This is a genomic window from Iodidimonas sp. MBR-22, assembly GCF_029946565.1.
Taxonomy (GTDB): Bacteria; Pseudomonadota; Alphaproteobacteria; order Sphingomonadales; family Rhodothalassiaceae; genus Iodidimonas; species Iodidimonas nitroreducens.
Genome location: NZ_JARKVQ010000010.1, coordinates 101,130 through 119,267, shown reverse-complemented (window position 1 = coordinate 119,267; position 18,138 = coordinate 101,130). Strand labels below are relative to the sequence as shown.

Genomic DNA, 18,138 nt, shown 5'->3' with positions numbered 1-18,138 from the left:
ACGTCTGAACACGAGTAGAATCAACACCGTGCATCATGTCCACAAATTTAAACCGGACAGCAGTGGGCTTGACCCGGAATCCACTCTTTGTTTGCTTCCGCTCCGCCCGGCGCGGCGCATGATCGAACCGTTGGTGTTGGCGCCGGTACTCGCATGAAGCGCGCTCAAGGCTGTGGGGCTGCTAGGCTGTGGCCCTTCACCAGATGGGCCCCGGCTCGGGGGCCGGGGTGACGCTCTTTGTAGCATTGCCGCAAAAAATTCTTCTTCATAATCCCATGAGAGTCCCCGCTTTCATTCCCAAAAGAGGGCGTGTCCGCGCCTTGTGACAGAATAGTCACGACCGTGAAATAGAACTGTCACCCAACAGCATTAGCGTTTCGCGAGCCACAGTCACGTTCCCATTGAAGGGGCGATGCGGCATCCGTTCAGCGCAGCCTTTCGGCTGGGATGATCCAGTTCTGTTTGTTTGCACACACAACCTCTTGTGGGGAAAGCATGTTTAATCATTATCAAAGACGCCAAACACTTTTGGCCCTGATTTCGGCGCTGGCCATTGCCGCGTGCAGTGACAGCACCAGCGAATTGATTTCCGAAGGCGGCACCGGCGGCGGCACACCGCCGCCAACGACCACGCCGCCCCCCACGAATGGCGGTGGTGATGGCGGCGATCCGCCTCCCAGCGAGGGTGCGTGCCCCGCGGGTACCAGCGAATTGACGATTGCCGGACAAACCCAATGCGAAATCCAAGGCACCTTGACCGGGGATGTGACCCTGACTGCGAACAATGTGTATAGCCTGAATGGCGGTGTGTTTGTGGGTGAAGATATGGGCCCCGATCCGGCCAATCCCATTGCCGGGCGCAGCGCGGCCAGCCTCACCATCGAGCCGGGAACGGTGATTTACGGCCAGACAACGGATGCGATTCTTGTCGTGTCGCGCGGGTCGGAAATTTTCGTGAATGGCACGTCCACCGAACCTGTGGTGATGACCAGCGCCGAAGATCTGGGGCTGGCAGCCGAATTTGGCCGTACCCAAAGAGCGATTTTCACCGGCAATGCCACCGATGATCCCAATACCGGGGAATGGGGCGGCTTCATCGTCAATGGCCGGGCACCGATCAATGTGTGCGGTGACGCCGGGACGATCTGTGTGAAGCTGGGCGAAGGCGATAGCGGTGAATTTGGCGGCAATGATCCCGATGATGATAGCGGGCGAATCGCCTTTTTGCAGGTTAAATATGCCGGTTTTGAAATCACCCCGGGCAATGAGCTGAATGGTTTGGCGCTGCAGGGCGTGGGCCGGGGCACCGAGGTTGATTTCGTACAGGTGCACAATAATGCCGATGATGGTGTCGAGTTCTTTGGCGGCACGGTGGATGCGAAGCATATCGTGGTCACTGGTGCCGATGATGACTCCATTGATTGGACCGATGGCTGGCAGGGCCGTTTGCAATTCGCTCTGGTGTTGCAAAATCCCAATCAGCCGAATTCGGATCGGGCCATCGAAGCGGATAATTTTGAAGAAAATAACGACTTCACGCCGCGCTCGCAGCCTGTCCTTTCCAATCTCACTTTGATTGGGGCGGCTGATCGCGGCATTGGCGATACCGGCATTGTTTTGCGGCGCGGTACCGGGGGTGAAATCTATAATACCGTGGTCAGCAATTTCCTTGATGCCTGCCTCGATCTGGATGATCCCGCCACCTTCGCTCAGGCAAATCCTCAATCCGCTACGGCAGCGGGTGCGGGCTTGCGCATCGGCCATACCCTGCTCGATTGCGCAGCCCCCATCGAAAACGAAGCCGATGATGTGGCTTTTGGCTTAGAAGCCTGGTTTTTAGCCGGGGCCGGCAATATCATTGGGTCGTCTTCGCTTTCAGGCTTCATCAATGGCCCGGTCGAATCCTCAGCGGCAGCCTTTGATATTGCCAGCACCGATCCTTTCTTTGATGCGGTTGATTTCATCGGAGCCATCCCGAATGGGGATGCCCGCACGGCGCAGCAGGAAGGCAATTGGACCTTGGGCTGGACCTTTGGGCTCAATCCCGATCCAACCTGCCCGGATGCGGTGGGTGTGACCGCCACCGCCAATGGCGATGGCTGCATTCTGGAAGGCACCCTGACCGGAACCGTGCGGCTTGCGGCCGGGCTTGATTATTTCCTGCGTGGCGGTGTGTTTGTGGGCGAAGATCTGGGCCCCGATCCGGCCAATCCCATTGCCGGGCGCACACCGGGTGAATTGATCATCGATGCCGGTGTTACTTTGCAGGGCGAGAATACGTCATCGATCCTCGTGGTTTCCCGTGGCTCGAAAATCTTTGCCAATGGCACGGCAACCGCGCCGGTGGTGATGACCGCCATCAATCCTGATACCCGCAATGTCGATCTTGATAGCGGTCTTTGGGGCGGCTTTATCGTCAATGGCCGGGCACCGATCAATGTGTGCGGTGATGCCGGAACGATCTGTGTGAAGCTGGGCGAAGGCGATAGTGGCGAATTTGGCGGTAATGATCCCGATGATGATAGCGGCCAGATTTTCTTCACCCGTGTGGAATATGCCGGTTTTGAAATCACCCCGGGCAATGAGCTGAATGGTTTGGCGCTGCAAGGCGTGGGCCGGGGCACCGAGATTGATTTCGTGCAGGTGCATAATAATGCCGATGATGGTGTGGAATTCTTTGGCGGCACGGTGGATGCAAAGCATATCGTGGTCACTGGTGCCGATGATGACTCCATTGATTGGACTGATGGCTGGCAGGGCCGCTTGCAATTCGGTCTGGTTGTCCAAAATCCCAATCAGCCGAATTCGGATCGAGCCATCGAAGCAGACAATTTCGAGGAAAATAATAATTTCACTCCGCGCTCACAGCCTGTCCTTTCCAATCTGACCCTGATTGGGGCGGCTGATCGTGGTATTGGCGATACCGGGATCGTTTTGCGGCGCGGCACCGGGGGTGAAATCTATAATAGCGTGGTCAGCAATTTCCTTGATGCCTGCCTCGATCTGGATGATCCCGCCACCTTTGCCCAAGCCGATCCTCAATCTGCTACGGCAGCGGGTGCGGGCTTGCGCATCGGCCATACCCTGCTCGATTGCGCGGCTCCCATTGAAAACGAAGCCGATGATGTGGCTTTTGGCTTAGAAGCCTGGTTTTTAGCCGGGGCTGGCAATGCCATTGGCGCATCATCGCTTCAACAGCCGCTGCGTGGGGGCAAGGCTTTTGTGAATGGCGCGAATGAAGCCCAACGCCCGGCGGAAGATCCATCCGCCATCGATCCTTTCTTTGACAGTGTAGATTTCATCGGAGCCATCGAAAGCCCCGAGACGGATTGGACCGCAGGCTGGACCATCTGGCTCGACCGCCCGGCCAATTAAGGCCAAGGGACAAATGCTGCGGTGGGGTCAACTCTGCCGCAGCATCTCATCCTTCATCATCCTCTGTTTCAGCCTCATTAAAGGCCCAAAAGGCTTAGGGGAATCTCATGACAGCCGCCCAAATTAAACGCCTGCAGCTTTTGCTTGGCACTGCTTTTTCCACGCTTTCTCTGGGTCTTGCGGCCGGGGATGTTCTGGCGCAAGCCGAGCCCGCGATCGAAGAGATCGTTGTTTCCGGGAAATATATTCCCGATGAAAAGCGCGCGACTTCTGAAATATCAAACCTGCTTTCGGCGGAAGATTTTGCTTTAGCGGGTGATAGCGATGCCGCCTCTGCCTTACGCCGGCTTACGGGCTTGTCTCTGGTGGGGGATGGCTTTGTTTTTGTTCGTGGTCTTGGTGAGCGCTATTCCAAGGCTTTGTTGAACGGGGCGGAATTGCCCAGCCCGCAACCACTGGAACGGGTGGTCCCCCTTGATGTTTTCCCAGCCGGTTTTCTGGATAGCGTGCTGGTGCAAAAAACCCATTCGTCGCAATATCCTTCCGAATTCGGCGGTGGTGTGGTGGCTTTGCGGACCAAGGGCCTGCCGGATGAAAATTTCATCAGTTTTGGCGGTTCTTTAGGCTTCGATCTGGCCAGCAGCTTTGATAAGGGCCTTTCGGTTGAAGGTAGCGGATTTGATATTTCAGGCGTTGATACGGGCGGACGCAAGCTTCCCACTATCCTGCGCGATCTGCCCATTGGGGCGCTTAATTCCCTTGGTGGTGCCCAATTGGAAGCGGCGAGTGAATCCCTGCCGCAAAATCGCTATTCCATCGATAGCGAGCCGAATGCCCCCAATGTGGCGGTTAATTTCTCCTTGGGGCGGCGTTATGAAATTGGCGATGAGGCGGAATTGGGCATCATCGCGGCGGCAAATTATGATAGTGAATTTCAAAATAAATTTGGCATTCGGCGCAGTGTAACGGTGCAGGGCGCTGATGGCAGCCTTGGCTTCAATGATAATTTTTCGCCGGAAGTGTGCGAGCGTCAGGAATTTGAAGGCGGCGGCGATGATTGCGGTTTTCGTTCCACGGAATGGGAAATCAAGCTCAATGGTTTGCTCAGCGTTGGGCTGAAGCTCAATGATCAACACAGCTTCAAATATGATAATCTGATTTTGCGGAAAACAACGCGGGAAGCGGCCATCGAAAAAGGCGAGGCGGCGGATGATCCGGGCACCCTTGTGGCCGATAACCGGACCGAGTGGGTCGAAGAGCAGCTTTGGATGAATATGCTGTCTGGCGAGCATTTTTTCGAGCTTTTCGATACGCCCCTTTTGCAGGATACCAAAATCGATTGGCGACTTGCCTATTCCGAAGGTCGCCGGATCGCCCCCCTGCGCCGGACTTTCCGCTTTGAATTTACGGAATTTGATCAAACGTTCCGCCTGCCCACGGGGGCTTCATCGAATGTCACCAGCTTTGGGGCTTTGGATGATGAGGTTTTTGATGTGGGTTTTGATGGTCGGCAAAGCATGACCCTTTGGGGACGTGCGGTGGATCTCAATTTCGGGATGAGCTATTTCGATCAGGAGCGCTCATCCGTGTTTCGCAGGTTCAGCTTCAATCTCGGCGGCTTGGGGCCTTTGCTTGAACTGCGCTCGCTTATCCCCGAATTGATCTTTGCACCGGAAAATATCGGCCCCGGTCAGATACGCTTGATCGAAACCACGCGGCAATCCGATGTTTCAGGGGGCAGCTTTGAAAACTGGCAGGGCTTTGCCGGATTTGACGCGCAAATTCTGGATACGGTGCGCATTGCCGCCGGTGTGCGGGTGGAAAATTCCCTGCAAATCACCCAAACGGTGTTCACGCCCATTCCCGGCAGCCCGGTGAGCCTGCCCAATGGGACCCCTATCGAAACCCGGCTGGATAATGATTCGCTGCTGCCTTCGGCAACGGTGACATGGGAATTTGCCAATAATATGCAGCTTCGTGGGGCCTTCAGCCAAACATTGGGCCGCCCTTCTTTGCGTGAATTGTCGTCTTCAGCCTTTCTTGATCCCGAACGCGATCGTGATGTGATTGGCAATCCTTTTCTGGGGATCACGGAATTCGATAATTATGATCTGCGCTGGGAATGGTATTTTGGTAATGGCGAACAGATCACTTTGGGTGGTTTTTACAAAAACCTTGATAATCCCATCGAACGGACCTTCGTCTTTTTGGGAGATGGCCCGGTCCGCACCTTTATCAATGCCGATAGTGCCGATTTATGGGGCATTGAACTGGAAGTGGAAAAGCTGATCCCGCTGGGGCAATGGCTATCTGGCGATTTTTTCCAGAACAGGGATTTCTTTTTCAAGGGGAATGCCACCTTTATCGATGCGGAAAGCAAGCTTGATCCCAATTTTGCGACCGGGGCGCAAACCAATCTCGAACGCCGCCTGACCGGTCAATCCAAATGGCTGGGCAATGCTCAATTGGGCTGGCAGACAACGGATCTTGATGAACGTTTGGCCATCAATATCAATTATACCGGCAAGCGGATCACCGATATCGGGATTTCCGGTGCCCCTGATTTGTTTGAAGATCCGCCGATCATGGTCAATATGACCTATGCCCGGGATGTTGAACTTTTTGGTGGTTTGTGGACCTTCAGCCTCCAAGCGGATAATCTTTTGGGTGAAGATTTCCGGCTGGTGCAGGGGGGGCTCGATATTGAAGCTTATCGCCTTGGGCGCGAGATTTCCATCGGTGCTTCGGTGCGCTTTTGATGGCAGCGTTTGCCTTCATGGATAAGCCCGGGATCAGGGCCGAAGGGGCCGTGCGGGCAGCCATCATGGCTTTGCAGATCGCGTCTGTGATCATGCTGGCCTGGCTGTTCGTGCGGCTTTTTTGGGCTGTGGTCGCCCCGCTTTCCATCAGCCCTTCGGCCCCCGTTTCGGCGCTTTTGCCCATGCGGGCGCCGCCGCCTTTGGCCCGGCCTTTAAAGCTTGAAATCCTGCACAGCTATGATCCATTTGAACGTCGGCAAAGCCAGCTTCCGCAGGCCGAAAGCCCGGCGGATTTGCCCCAAACCAGCCTTGATCTGAAGCTTTATGGGGTCAGGGTCGCCCTTGATCCCCGTGATGTTGAACAGCGGGCCACGGCGATCATCCGCACCCCCGATCATCGCCAGCAGGTTTATCGTCAGGGTGATAGGCTGATTAATGGGGTGCACCTTGACAAGATTCTTCCTGACCATGTGATCATCGACCGTGGAGGCGCCCGGGAAAGCCTTTATCTGACCGATAGAAAACGCCCTGCGGCAGAAAAGTTTTCTGCGCCAGACATCAGCGATCAGCCGCCCAAAGCTTTGGATCAGACGGCTGAGATGCTTGATTTGGAAGGGCTTTTGCAATCGGTTCAGATCAGCCCCCGGATCGAGAATGGAGCGATCACCGGATTGATCGTGAAAGAACGAGGCACTGCAACAATCCTGCAATCAAATGGTCTTATTTCAGGGGATGTGCTGCTCTTTGTTGATGGCGTGCCGATGACCTCGGTCGCCAATCTGCAAAAGCTGGCGCAATCGACAAGCGGCACACAAACCGTGACCCTTGAAATCGAGCGCGAAGGGGAGCGGCAAACCATCAGCATGCGCTCGGTGAGTAAGCCACGAGAATGACATCAAGACCACAGAGCGGGGAGACAAGGCGCAGGTCCGGGCGCGTTGGCCTGGCTGCCGGAATTTTGGCCTATGCGGTCACTTTATCCGGTTTTGGCACCAGTTTACCGGGCGTGGCTTTTCTTGTTGCGTTCGGCCTTCCTGATTTGGCCATGGCGCAGGATAATCCCCAAGGTCTGGCTGCGGGGCAGGTGCTCAATTTCCGCGATGCCGATATCCGCGCCTTTATCGAAGATGTGTCGATGATGACCGGTCGGGCCTTTATCGTGGGGCCACGGGTCACGGGAAAGGTCACGGTGATTTCTGAAGAACCGGTGAGCCCCGCTGCGGTTTTTGATGTGTTTTTATCCACCTTGCAGGTGCATGGCTTTACCGTGACCCCCACCGCATCCGGGGCCTATAAGATTATCGAAGAAAGCCGCGCCGCCCAGCAGGCCCAGCCGCTTGGGCCTGAAGCTCAAGGGAAAGAAGACCGTTTCGTAACCGAAATTTTCCGCCTTCGCCGGGTGGATGGCCCCATGGCCATGCGTTCGGTGCAGCCGATCATCAGTGCGGATGGCCGGGCGATTGCCCAAGCGGGCAGCGATTTTTTGATCCTGGTGGATTATGCCTCGAATATGGATCGTTTGCGCCAGATCATCGCGCAGATCGATGCCGATCAATCGATCACCCGCACGATGGAATTGAAAAATATCTCTTCCACTGAAATGGCCGGGATTTTGAATGAGCTTTTGGGTAAAAGCCGCAATGCGGAACCCGGCAGCGGCGGGGCGGTGCCCCGGGTGGTGCCGGTGGTGGCCAGCAATACATTGGTTTTGCGCGGTGAACCAAAGGCGCTGGCAGAATTGATGGAAACCATCGAGGATATCGACAGCAAAAGTGCGGCGCGCAGTTCGATCCGGGTTTTTTATCTGAAACATGCCGAAGCCGCCGAGCTTGTGAGCCTGCTGCAAGAGGTTTCGCAATCGCTGGCGACCTCAGGGGGAGAGGCGGCCGCGGGGCCACGGCGTGCCAGCATTGCCATGCATGAAGAAACCAATGCCCTGATCATCAGCGCTGAACCCGATATGCTGCTGGCTTTGGAACAGGTGATCAATCAGCTTGATATTCGCCGGGCACAGGTGCTGGTCGAGGCGATTATTGTTGAAGTGTCGGATAATGCCGCCCGGGATTTGGGCCTGCAATATGTTCTGGGGGGTGGTTCGGGTAGCAATATCCCCTTCACTGCAACCAATTTTTCCAATACCGCGCCCGATATTCTGGCCGCCACCGGGGCGATTGCCGTAGGCGAGCAAACCAGCGGTGATAGTGCGCTCCTCGATGGTCTGCAACAGGCGGCGATCAGCTCTTTGCTGGGGGTTGGCGGCTTTGCCGCAGGCATTGGCGGGCTGACCAATAATGGCACTTTATTCGGGGTTATTCTTACGGCGCTGGCCGAAGATGTGCAATCCAATGTGCTCTCGACCCCGCATATCATGACCATGGATAATGAACTGGCCAATATTTCGGTGGGTCAGGAAGTGCCGATCACCACGGGCGAAGTGGTGGGGGCGGATCTGGTCAATCCCTTTCGCACGGTTGAGCGCAAGGATGTGGGGGTGCAATTGGAAGTGCGCCCGCAGATCACCGAAGGGGATACGGTGCGGCTGGTCATCCGCCAAGAGGTATCAAGTATTTTGGGGCCGGTGAGCGCGGCCTCATCGGAACTGATCTTTAATAAGCGCGAGATTACCACCACGGTGATGGTGGATGATGGCGAGATCATCGTGCTGGGTGGCTTGATCGAGGATGATGAGCGGATATCCCTGCAAAAAGTGCCTTTTTTGGGAGACATCCCCGGCATCGGACGCTTGTTTCGCTCGGAAAGTCGATCACGCGCCAAAACCAATCTGATGGTGTTTATCCGGCCCACCATCGTGCGCGATAAAAAGACCGCCGCCAGCGTAACGGATCGCAAATATGATTATATCCGCGCGGAACAGATGCTGCGGTCGAATGATGGCGAAGCCCGGCTTGATAGCTATCTGAATAAGGTTTTGGGAGCAGGCTCCGATGACCAACCCCAACCCTGAGATCAAAACGCCGGATGCCTTTGATGCGGCGGCGGAGGGCCGGGAGGAACAGGCCCCGCGCCTGAGCTATGGTTTTGCCCGGGCCCATGATGTGGTGCTGCTCGATTATGGCACAAAGGCGGTTTTGGGGGCCCGCCAACCGCTGGACGGCCATGCTTTGCTGGAAGCCCGGCGGGTTTTGCGGCGTCCGTTGCGGGTGGATAGTCTGGACGGGGCGGATTTTGATCGGCTGCTGTCGGAACGCTATTCCCTAGAGGGCATGGCCGGGGATGATCTGGCATCCGGGGAAGGGGATCATGATCTTGATAGCCTGATCGATGATATTCCCCAAAGCGCCGATCTTTTGGATAGCGCCGATGATGCCCCGATCATTCGGCTGATCAATGGGTTGATCGCGCAGGCTGTGCGGCGGCGGGCCTCGGATATTCATATAGCCCCCTTCGAGCCGGCGCTTTTGATCAGCTTTCGGATCGATGGCATTTTGCATGAGGCCCTGCGCCTGCCGCCGCGTTTGGCGCCACGGCTGATTTCGCGGATCAAGGTGATGGCCCGGCTTGATATTACCGAAAAGCGCATTCCTCTCGATGGTCGGGTGTCTTTGAGTTTGGGCGGCAAAAGCATCGATGTGCGGGTGTCGACTTTGCCCTCGCGCCATGGGGAGCGGGTGGTGATGCGCTTGCTTGATAAGGATCAGGCGCATTTCCATCTTGATGCTTTGGGCATGAGCCGCCGAGCCCTTGCCGATTTGCAGCAGGCATTAGCCCAGCCCAATGGCATCATTTTGGTGACCGGGCCCACCGGTTCGGGCAAAACCACCACCCTTTATGCGGGCCTGAGCCAGTTGAATGATGGCAGCCGCAATATCCTCACCATTGAAGATCCGGTGGAATATGCCCTTGATGGGGTGGGGCAAACACAGGTGAACAGCCGCGTGGGGATGAGCTTTGCCGCTGGTCTCAGGGCGATTTTGCGCCAGGACCCCGATGTGGTGATGGTGGGTGAAATCCGCGATGTGGAAACGGCCCAGATTGCGGTTCAGGCCAGCCTTACCGGGCATCTGGTGCTTTCAACCGTGCATACCAATTCGGCGGTGGCGGCCATCACCCGCCTGCGCGATATGGGGGTGGAGCCTTTTTTGCTGGCCTCGACCGTGAAGGCGATCATCGCCCAAAGGCTGGTGCGGCGTTTATGCAGCCATTGCAAAGAGGCTTATGCCCCCGATCCGGCGGAACGGCGGATTTTGGGCCTTGATGCGGCAGCCCCTGCGCCGCTGCTCTATCGCCCCACGGGCTGCGACAGATGCAATCACAGCGGCCATGAGGGGCGGATCGGGCTTTATGAACTGGTCACCATTGAAGATCAGCTTCGGCAGATGATCCATGACAATGCGACCGAAGATGCGCTGGCCGAGGTGGCCTTCATGAAGCGCCAGACATTGCTGCAAAGCGGGCTTGATCATTGTCTCGATGGGGCCTGCAGCCTTACCGAGCTTATGCGGGTGTGTCAGCCAAAAGGAGCAGCGGATGCCAGCCTTTGATTATGAAGCGCTGGATGCCAGGGGCAAAAGCCGAAAGGGCATCATCACCGCCGATAGCCCCCGGCAGGCGCGGCTTGATCTGCGTGCCAGAAAGCTGATGCCGGTGGCCCTTGGTCTGGCCCAGGGGGGAACGGGCAGCGCCGGGCAGGGAACCGAGGCACATGGGCAAGTCGGGCGGAAAGCTGCGACCGGGATTGGCAACAGGCTTGGGCGGAAAACCGGGCAAAAGCGCCCGATCAATCATAAGCAATTAAGCCTTGTGACCCGCCAATTGGCAACCCTGCTTGATGCCGGTGCGCCGGTGGATGAAGCCCTGCAATCCATTGCAATGCAGGCCGATCATCGGGCGGTGCGGCGGATTTTGCTGGCGGTGCGGGCCGATGTGATGGAAGGCCGCCGCTTATCGCAGGCGATGGCCCGGCATCCCGGCAGTTTCAATCCGCTTTATCGGGCTTTGGTCGATGCCGGGGAAACATCGGGGGCTTTGGGCACGGTTTTGCTTAGGCTTTCGGTGCATCTTGAAAAATCCCGGGCGATGCGCACCAAAATCGTCACCGCCCTGATCTATCCCATCATGCTCGCGATCACGGCAGTGGTCGTGATCATCGCCCTGATGACCTTTGTGGTGCCCAAGGTTGTGGATCAATTCGATCATCTGGGCCAAAGCCTGCCGGCCCTGACGCTTTTCATGATCAGCCTGTCGGATGCCATCCGGGATCATGGGCTTATGATTTTGCTTGGTCTTGGCGGGGTTGGGGGGGTGGTGCGCCTATCCTTGCGCCGGGAAGCCGTGGCGCGCCGGGTGAGCAGCTGGCTTTTGGCGATGCCCATCCTGGGGCGGCTGATCCGCGCCGTGGAGGGGGCGCGCTTGGCCCGCACCTTGGCCACTCTGGTGGCTTCGGGGGTGCCGGTGGTGGAATCCCTTGAAAGTGCGCGGCCGGTTCTGCGGTCGATGCCATTGCAAGAGGCTTTGGGGCAGGTGATCACGCAGGTGCGCGAGGGCAGCGCATTGGCGCAGGCATTGCGGCGGCTGGCGGTTTTCCCGCCTTTGATCGTTTATATGTCGGCGGTGGGGGAGCGTTCGGGGCAATTGCCGCAGATGCTGGAAAAGGCGGCGGATTATCTGGAAAGCGAATTTGAACAGGCAACCCAGATCACGCTGGGCCTTTTGGAACCGGCGATCATTATCATCATGGGGGCGATGGTGGCGCTGATCGTGCTGTCGATCCTGCTGCCGATTTTGCAATTGAACAGTTTAAGCCTGTTATAAGGAGATGACCATGACCGCTCATGCTGCACAGTCCCGCCATCCGCGTGCGGATCATCAGGCGGGCTTCACCCTTGTCGAACTGATGGTGGTGATCGTGATCATCGGCCTTTTGGCAACGGTGGTGGTGATCAATGTTTTGCCAAGCCAGGATCGGGCGATGGTGGATAAGGCGCGCACGGATATCGCCACCCTTGAGCAGGCGATTGAAATGTACCGATTGGATAATCTCGCCTACCCCAGCACGGAACAGGGGCTGGAAGCCCTGCTCAGCGCCCCCGGGGGGCTAAATCGCCCGGAACGCTATCGCACCGGCGGCTATATCAAACGCCTGCCCGCCGATCCCTGGGGCAATCCCTATCTGTATCTTTATCCCGGGGAGCGATCCACATTTGATGTGTTTTCCCATGGTGCCGATGGTCGGCCGGGCGGCGAGGGGCAGAATGCGGATCTGGGCAACTGGAATTGAGCCATGGCCGATTGTCGCCCCTTTGGCCCGCAATGCGGCCTCAGCCTGATTGAATTGATGCTGGTCCTTTTCGTGGTGGGATTGTCATCGGTCGTGGTCGTGTTCAGCCTTCCCCCCGCCACCCCCGATGTGGAGAAGAATGCGCGGGCTTTGACCCGCTCCTTGGAGATGGCCGGGCAGATGGCGATTTTAGGCGGGCAAAGCATCGGCATTTTGATCGATCCCGATGGCTATGGTTTTTATCGCCGCCACGAAGGCCGCTGGCAGGCTTTTGAAAGCCGATCTTTGGGCGGCGGAGCGCATCGCCCCTGGCCCCGTAAACAGGCGGAGGATGTCACCCTTTTTATCGAACGCAATGGCCAGCCCCTTGCCCCTGATAGCCGGGAACCGCAGATATTTTTCGATAGCACCGGGCAGGCAAGCCAGGCCCGGATCATGCTGGCGAGCCAAAATATGCAGGCAGAGATCGGGATAAAGGCCAATGGCCATATCGCCCTTGATCTGCAAAGGCGCAATCCATGAACGGGAAAGGCGGCATGGCGGGCTTCACCCTGATCGAGGTGATGGTGGCTTTGGGGGTCTTTGCCCTTGCGGTGCTGGCGCTTTTATCGTCGCAAACCCAAAGCCTCGTTACATCCGGGGGGGTACGGGATCGGGCTTTGGCCCAGATCGTGGCGGAAAATCAGATGGTTTTATGGATGAGCCAGCCGCAATTATCCGGCCCGGGGATTGATCAGGGCCGGATCGAGGAAGCCGGGATGGTCTGGATCTGGACCGGGCGGATCATCGCCACCGCCGATCCTGCCATCAGCCGGATCGAGATCGATGTGCGGCGCTTTGAGGAAAGCGGTGTCGCCCCGGATCAGGGTGGCGGGGATGTTCTGGCCAGCCTCACGGCATTTCGCAGGGCAAGCCCATGATCAAGGCGAGCCCCATAAAAATGCGGGCCGATGACCAAGGGCGGCGGGCAACCGGCGGCTTTACCCTTGTTGAGGTGCTGCTGGCACTGGCGATATTCGCGGTGATTGCCGCCGCAGGGGCCGGGGTGCTGGCGGTGGCTGTGGATGGCCGGGGGCAAATGGCCGATCTGGCGGATGATCTTGATCGCCTCAATAAAGCCCGGGCCTTGATGAAATCGGATTTCGCACAAATCGCCCGTCGCCCGGTGCGCGATGCCATGGGCAATCGCCAGCCTTTTGTTTTTTATGGCAATGATCAAAGCGGCGCAGATCAACCCCTGCTCATCCTGACCCGGCATGGCTGGGATAATCCCGATGCCCTTTTGCCGCGCGGCGGATTGCAATGGGTGGATTATCGGCTGCAGGATGGGGTGCTGATCCGCCGGGCCTGCCTTTATCCGGATCGGGTGCCCGAAACCCCCTGTTTTGATCAGCCCCTGCTTTTGGGTATTGAAAGCCTGTCCTTGCGCTTTCGGGTGGGGGATCAATGGCTTGATCGCTATGAACTGCGCAGCGGGGGCAATGCCACCATCGCCGGCGGCAATCTGGCGATGCTGCCCCGGGCATTGGAGATCATCACCAAAAGCCAAAGCCTTGGGTCTTTGCGGCAGCTTTTCCTGCTTCCCGGGGGGCCGTGAGGATGAGGGTGCGCGATCCCGATCGCCGCCAAAAGGGGGCGGCTTTGCTCAGCGTTCTGGTGCTGGTGGCGTTATTATCGGCCATGGCGGTGGTGATGCTGGCGGATGGGCGCGCGGCCATAGAAAAGCTGGCTTTGCTACGGCAATCCGATCAGGCCTTCTGGTATGCCCTGGGGGCCGAGGAACTGGCCGCAGCGGTGATCACCCAAAGTCATCGGATCAGCCCGGATCGCGATAGCCTTCAAAGCCCCTGGGCGCAGGGCGAACAGATCTTTCCCATCACCGGCGGGCATATCAGGGGGGGGATCATCGATGGCGGGAATTGTTTTAATATCAATGGATTGGTCAGCGATATGGGGGGGCGGCTGGTGATCGACTCCCTAGCTGCCGAAGAATTGGCCCGGCTTTTGGATCACCTTGATGTGGATGAGGCACAGGCCGCCCGGCTGATTGCCCGCTTTGGCGATTGGATCGATAGCGATCAGCGTGTTTCCCCGCGCGGGGCCGAAGATTTTGCCTATGGGGGTAAGGATATCGGCTATAGAACCGCCGATAGCCTGATGGTGGAGGGCATGGAAATGCGGGCTGTGGAGGGGATGGATGCGGGGCTTTATCGGGCCCTGCGCGATTGGCTCTGTGTTTTGCCCATGGCCGGGCCATCGGTGATCAATATCAATACCCTGAGCCTGAGCCAATGGCCGCTGTTGGCGATGATTTTCGGGGATCGCTTCACCGAAAGCCAGCTTCGCGGGCTGATCCTTGATCGCCCCGAAGGCGGCTATCGCGGGCAGGGCAGCTTTTGGGCGCAGCCCCTGTTCGGATCGATGGTTATCCCCACCGAGATGCAGCAGCGCATCGGGGTAAAAACCCGGTTTTTCCTGATCAGATCAACCATTTTACTGGATAGCCGCAGCCTTGCTCTTCAAACGCTTTTTGAAAAGGCAGCCAATGGGCGGCTGATCCGCCATCGTCGGCAGATCGGACAGGATCTATGACCAGCACGCTTTTGATCCGCCTTCCCGCATCGCCGGATGATCCTGTGGATTGGATCGTCATGTCTGATGCGCCCCCGCCTGAGAGTCTGGCATGCGATGATCTGGCAAAAGCGGCGGCCGCGGCAGATCGGATCATCGCGCTGGTGCCGGGCAGTGATGTGGCCTCACGGTTCATGGCTTTGCCCCCGGCCCGGTTTTCGCAGATGCAGGCCGCAGCGGCCATCGCCCTTGATGATGATCTGGCCCATGATCATGAACGGCTGCATGTGGCGCTGGCCCCCGCCGATCAGCCCGCGATGGCGGGCGATGGGCCATCCCGGCGTCTGGTTCTGGCGCTTTCGGATCGGCTGATGGCGGGGTGGATCGCGCGCCTGCATGATTGCGGCGTGACCCCGCATCTGATGCTGCCCGATTATCTGGCGCTGGCATCGGGGCAATCGGAAAAAGAAGTGCAGATTTTTGCCGATGGTCAGATGATGATCGTCGCCTTGGGGCCCGATGATGGCTTTGCGATTGAAGCCGAGCATCTGATCCCGGTGTTAAAAACGCATCCCTGGCGGGCGGCGATGCTGGCCCAAGGGGGCGGCGGCCATCTGCATCTTTATGGGGATGATCGGGCAGGCGAGCAGGCGGGTGCGGGGGCGAAACTGGCCCGGGATCTCGCCGATTTATTGCCAGATGGCTGGGAAATCGATCATGCGCCTACGCCGCTATCTTTCCTTGATCATCTGCGAAAACGCGGTGTTGAGGGGGCGGCGGCCAATTTATTGCAGGGGCCTTATCGGCGGGCTTCGGCCTTTCTGCCTGATATGCGGGCCTTGCGGCTTTTGGCGGGGCTTTTGGCGCTGGTATTTTTCGGCCATGGGCTGTGGCTTTATCTGGATGGCCAGCGCTATGCGGCGGAAGCCGATGCCGCCTTTGTGCGGGCCGAGGCGGTTTTTTCCCATGCCATGCCCGATCAGAAGCGGATCATCAATCCCCGGGCGCAATTGGATCAGGAACGAAGCCGCCTGATGGCGGCGGGGGGTGGGGCCGGTTTCCTGCGTCTTGCGGGTCTTTTGGTGGATGCCCTAGCCCAAAAGCCAGGCCTGCAATTGGTGATGATGCGCTATGATCATGAAAGCGAAAGCCTTCATTGCGATCTGGTTTATCAGGGCTTTGATGATCTGGAAGCCTTGAAGGCCAGCATCGAGGCGGGCGGCGGGGTGCTCGAAGATGGCGGGGTGCGCCAATCGGGGGATCGGATCGAGGGCAGCGTGGTGATAAGGATGGCCTTATGAAAAGCTGGTGGATGGATCTGAGCGGTCGGGAACGCAGGCTCTTGCAGGGCGCGGCTTTGATCCTCCTGATCCTTGGGGGCTGGCAATTTATCCTGCGGCCTTTGCTGGATTATCGGGCCGAGCAGATGGCGGTGCGCCAGAACGCTTTAGCCACTCTTGATGAGATCGAAGGGCTGGCCGCCGATGTGCTGGCCTTGCGCGCCCGTCAAAAATCCATGGCCCCTTTGGCGGGCAAGGGCAATGCGATGGCGGATCCGGTGCGCAGCATCATCAGCCGCACGGCCAGCGAAAAGGGCCTGTCGATGACCCGCCTGATGCCTGAAGAGGATGGCGGGGTTACGATCTGGTTCGATCAGATTTCAGCGCCGCAGCTTTTTAGCTGGATTGCCGATTTGCAAACGGAACATGGGATCAGGGTGATGCGGGCCAGCCTGTCTGATAATCGCGAACAAGCAGGCATCCGGGCGCAGATCCGCTTGCAAAAAGGGGCGTTTTGATGAAAGGACGCCTGATCCTTTTGTTCGTTCTGGCCGCATTGGTTTTATGGATTGCCACGCTGCCCGCATCGCTTGTTTGGCGGAGCTTTGGGGATCGGATGATGGCCACCAATGGGGTGGGGGTGAGGCTGGTTGACGGCACGCTTTGGTCGGGCACATTGGATGGGCTGAGCCTTGATGGCCGCCTTTTGGGGGATTTTGGCTATCGCCTTGATGGCTGGGCTTTATGGCGGGGCAAGGCGGATATGGGCTGGCAGCTTACGGGCGGTGATCTGACGGGCCAGGGGCGCGCGGTGATGGGCCTGTTTGGGTCTGCTTTGGATATTAAGGGGGCGCTGGAGGGCGATCTGGCCGGATTGCCCCTGCGCCTGCCGCTTTTGGGGCGGTTTACCGCTGAAATTGATGATCTGCGGTTCGTCCCCGGGGAAGGCTGCCGTGCGGCTTCCGGCACATTATGGAGTGATGCCCTCAGCCGCAGCCAATCGCTGCTCGGCTGGGTGGGGCCTGAATTGGACGGACGCCTTTTATGTCGCGATAAGATTGTGCATCTGCCCCTCAGCGGGCAGGATGCGCAGATCAGGATCGAGGCTTTGATGCGGATATTCCCCGATCAGCATTGGCAGGTGGATATGGTGGTTGAATGGCGCGACGAAGCGCCCAATGAGGCTTTGGCCGGACTTTTGCCGATGCTCGGTTTTCGCGCCGATGGCCGCCGCTATCTCTTTCAGCAGGCAAGCCCCGGTGCTCCATTGGTGCCGCTTTCCCTTGGCAGAAAGGACGGCTGATGATTATGGGCCATTATATTGTTGGTCTTATGTTGCGGCTGGGGCGGGTGGTGTTTGTGTTGCTGGGGGCGGGGCTTTTATTGGCCGCCTGCACAACGGGTTCGCCATCCGCGCCTTTATCCCCCACAGCATCAAACCCGGCATCGTCTATCTGGGATGATGAGGGCCTGCACAGAATCGGGCGGCTGCCCTCCCAGGACCTGCCGGCGGGCACCTGCGGGCTGTTTCTCTTTTCCAAAACCCCCGAACCGGCGCTGGTTTTTTATGAAAATTCTGCAGCTGCCGCGGCCTTGATGCGGATCGATGGGGCACTGATGACGATCCCCCGGATTGCGGCCGAAGGGGATGTGGAGGCCGGATATTTCACCCGTCAGATTTTTGCTACGGAGGATGGCGCTTTGCGGCTGCAACTGAGCTTTGAAACCCAGATCAGCGAGGGGATTATCGGCGGTGCGCTCGTTCCTAAAGGCACGCTGCGCCTCAGTAGCCCCGATGGCTGGGATCAGATGCGGCCAGTGGGCGGGTTGATCGCTTGCCGACAGGCGGATGTGCCTGCTAAGAATCGGAAACGAGAATGAAGGACGATTGTCTTTCAATGAAAGTGAATAATGT

The 18,138-nt window shown here is 57.9% G+C and carries 15 protein-coding genes; all 15 read left to right on the top strand.

The features are described 5' to 3' along the window. The first annotated feature begins 495 nt into the window (after positions 1-495). Complete coding sequence (locus QK300_RS09340) at positions 496-3,375, top strand: hypothetical protein (RefSeq protein ID WP_281301326.1); 2,880 nt, start codon at positions 496-498, stop codon at positions 3,373-3,375. A gap of 107 nt (positions 3,376-3,482) precedes the next feature. After that, positions 3,483-6,134 carry a TonB-dependent receptor gene (locus QK300_RS09335; protein WP_281301327.1) on the top strand — a complete coding sequence of 884 codons (2,652 nt, stop codon included), beginning with the start codon at positions 3,483-3,485 and terminating at the stop codon, positions 6,132-6,134. Then, a complete protein-coding gene (locus QK300_RS09330) occupies positions 6,134-7,027 on the top strand; it encodes a type II secretion system protein N (protein ID WP_281301328.1) in 894 nt (297 codons plus the stop codon). The genes QK300_RS09335 and QK300_RS09330 overlap by 1 nt, the downstream gene beginning before the upstream one ends. Next, the gene (gspD, locus tag QK300_RS09325; RefSeq protein ID WP_281301329.1) at positions 7,024-9,099 is read left to right on the top strand and encodes a type II secretion system secretin GspD; all 2,076 of its coding nucleotides are present in this window, start codon (positions 7,024-7,026) and stop codon (positions 9,097-9,099) included. The genes QK300_RS09330 and gspD overlap by 4 nt, the downstream gene beginning before the upstream one ends. Next, a complete protein-coding gene (gene gspE, locus QK300_RS09320; RefSeq protein ID WP_281301330.1) occupies positions 9,080-10,636 on the top strand; it encodes a type II secretion system ATPase GspE in 1,557 nt (518 codons plus the stop codon). The genes gspD and gspE overlap by 20 nt, the downstream gene beginning before the upstream one ends. Beyond that, on the top strand, positions 10,623-11,906 hold the full coding sequence (gene gspF / locus QK300_RS09315; RefSeq protein ID WP_281301331.1) for a type II secretion system inner membrane protein GspF: 1,284 nt from the start codon (positions 10,623-10,625) through the stop codon (positions 11,904-11,906). Before gspE ends, gspF begins: the two co-directional genes overlap by 14 nt. Before the next feature lie 10 nt (positions 11,907-11,916). After that, positions 11,917-12,372, top strand: a complete 456-nt coding sequence (gene gspG / locus QK300_RS09310) for a type II secretion system major pseudopilin GspG (protein ID WP_281301332.1) — start codon at positions 11,917-11,919, stop codon at positions 12,370-12,372. A 3-nt stretch (positions 12,373-12,375) separates the two neighbouring features. Next, the gene (locus QK300_RS09305; RefSeq protein ID WP_281301333.1) at positions 12,376-12,894 is read left to right on the top strand and encodes a GspH/FimT family pseudopilin; all 519 of its coding nucleotides are present in this window, start codon (positions 12,376-12,378) and stop codon (positions 12,892-12,894) included. Continuing rightward, positions 12,891-13,292 carry a type II secretion system minor pseudopilin GspI gene (gspI, locus tag QK300_RS09300; RefSeq protein ID WP_281301334.1) on the top strand — a complete coding sequence of 134 codons (402 nt, stop codon included), beginning with the start codon at positions 12,891-12,893 and terminating at the stop codon, positions 13,290-13,292. The genes QK300_RS09305 and gspI overlap by 4 nt, the downstream gene beginning before the upstream one ends. Next, positions 13,289-13,969, top strand: coding sequence for a type II secretion system minor pseudopilin GspJ (gene gspJ / locus QK300_RS09295; RefSeq protein ID WP_281301335.1), 681 nt, complete (start codon positions 13,289-13,291; stop codon positions 13,967-13,969). The genes gspI and gspJ overlap by 4 nt, the downstream gene beginning before the upstream one ends. A gap of 8 nt (positions 13,970-13,977) precedes the next feature. Further along, positions 13,978-14,964, top strand: a complete 987-nt coding sequence (gspK, locus tag QK300_RS09290) for a type II secretion system minor pseudopilin GspK (protein WP_281301336.1) — start codon at positions 13,978-13,980, stop codon at positions 14,962-14,964. Beyond that, positions 14,961-16,244: a type II secretion system protein GspL gene (gene gspL, locus QK300_RS09285; protein ID WP_281301337.1), complete on the top strand. Its 1,284-nt coding sequence runs from the start codon at positions 14,961-14,963 to the stop codon at positions 16,242-16,244. The genes gspK and gspL overlap by 4 nt, the downstream gene beginning before the upstream one ends. Next, positions 16,241-16,741 (top strand): type II secretion system protein M, encoded by a 501-nt coding sequence (locus QK300_RS09280; RefSeq protein WP_281301338.1) that lies wholly within the window; start codon positions 16,241-16,243, stop codon positions 16,739-16,741. The genes gspL and QK300_RS09280 overlap by 4 nt, the downstream gene beginning before the upstream one ends. Then, on the top strand, positions 16,741-17,526 hold the full coding sequence (gene gspN / locus QK300_RS09275) for a type II secretion system protein N (protein WP_281301339.1): 786 nt from the start codon (positions 16,741-16,743) through the stop codon (positions 17,524-17,526). Before QK300_RS09280 ends, gspN begins: the two co-directional genes overlap by 1 nt. Then, positions 17,526-18,104: a hypothetical protein gene (locus QK300_RS09270; protein WP_281301340.1), complete on the top strand. Its 579-nt coding sequence runs from the start codon at positions 17,526-17,528 to the stop codon at positions 18,102-18,104. Before gspN ends, QK300_RS09270 begins: the two co-directional genes overlap by 1 nt. Positions 18,105-18,138: the final 34 nt, after the last annotated feature.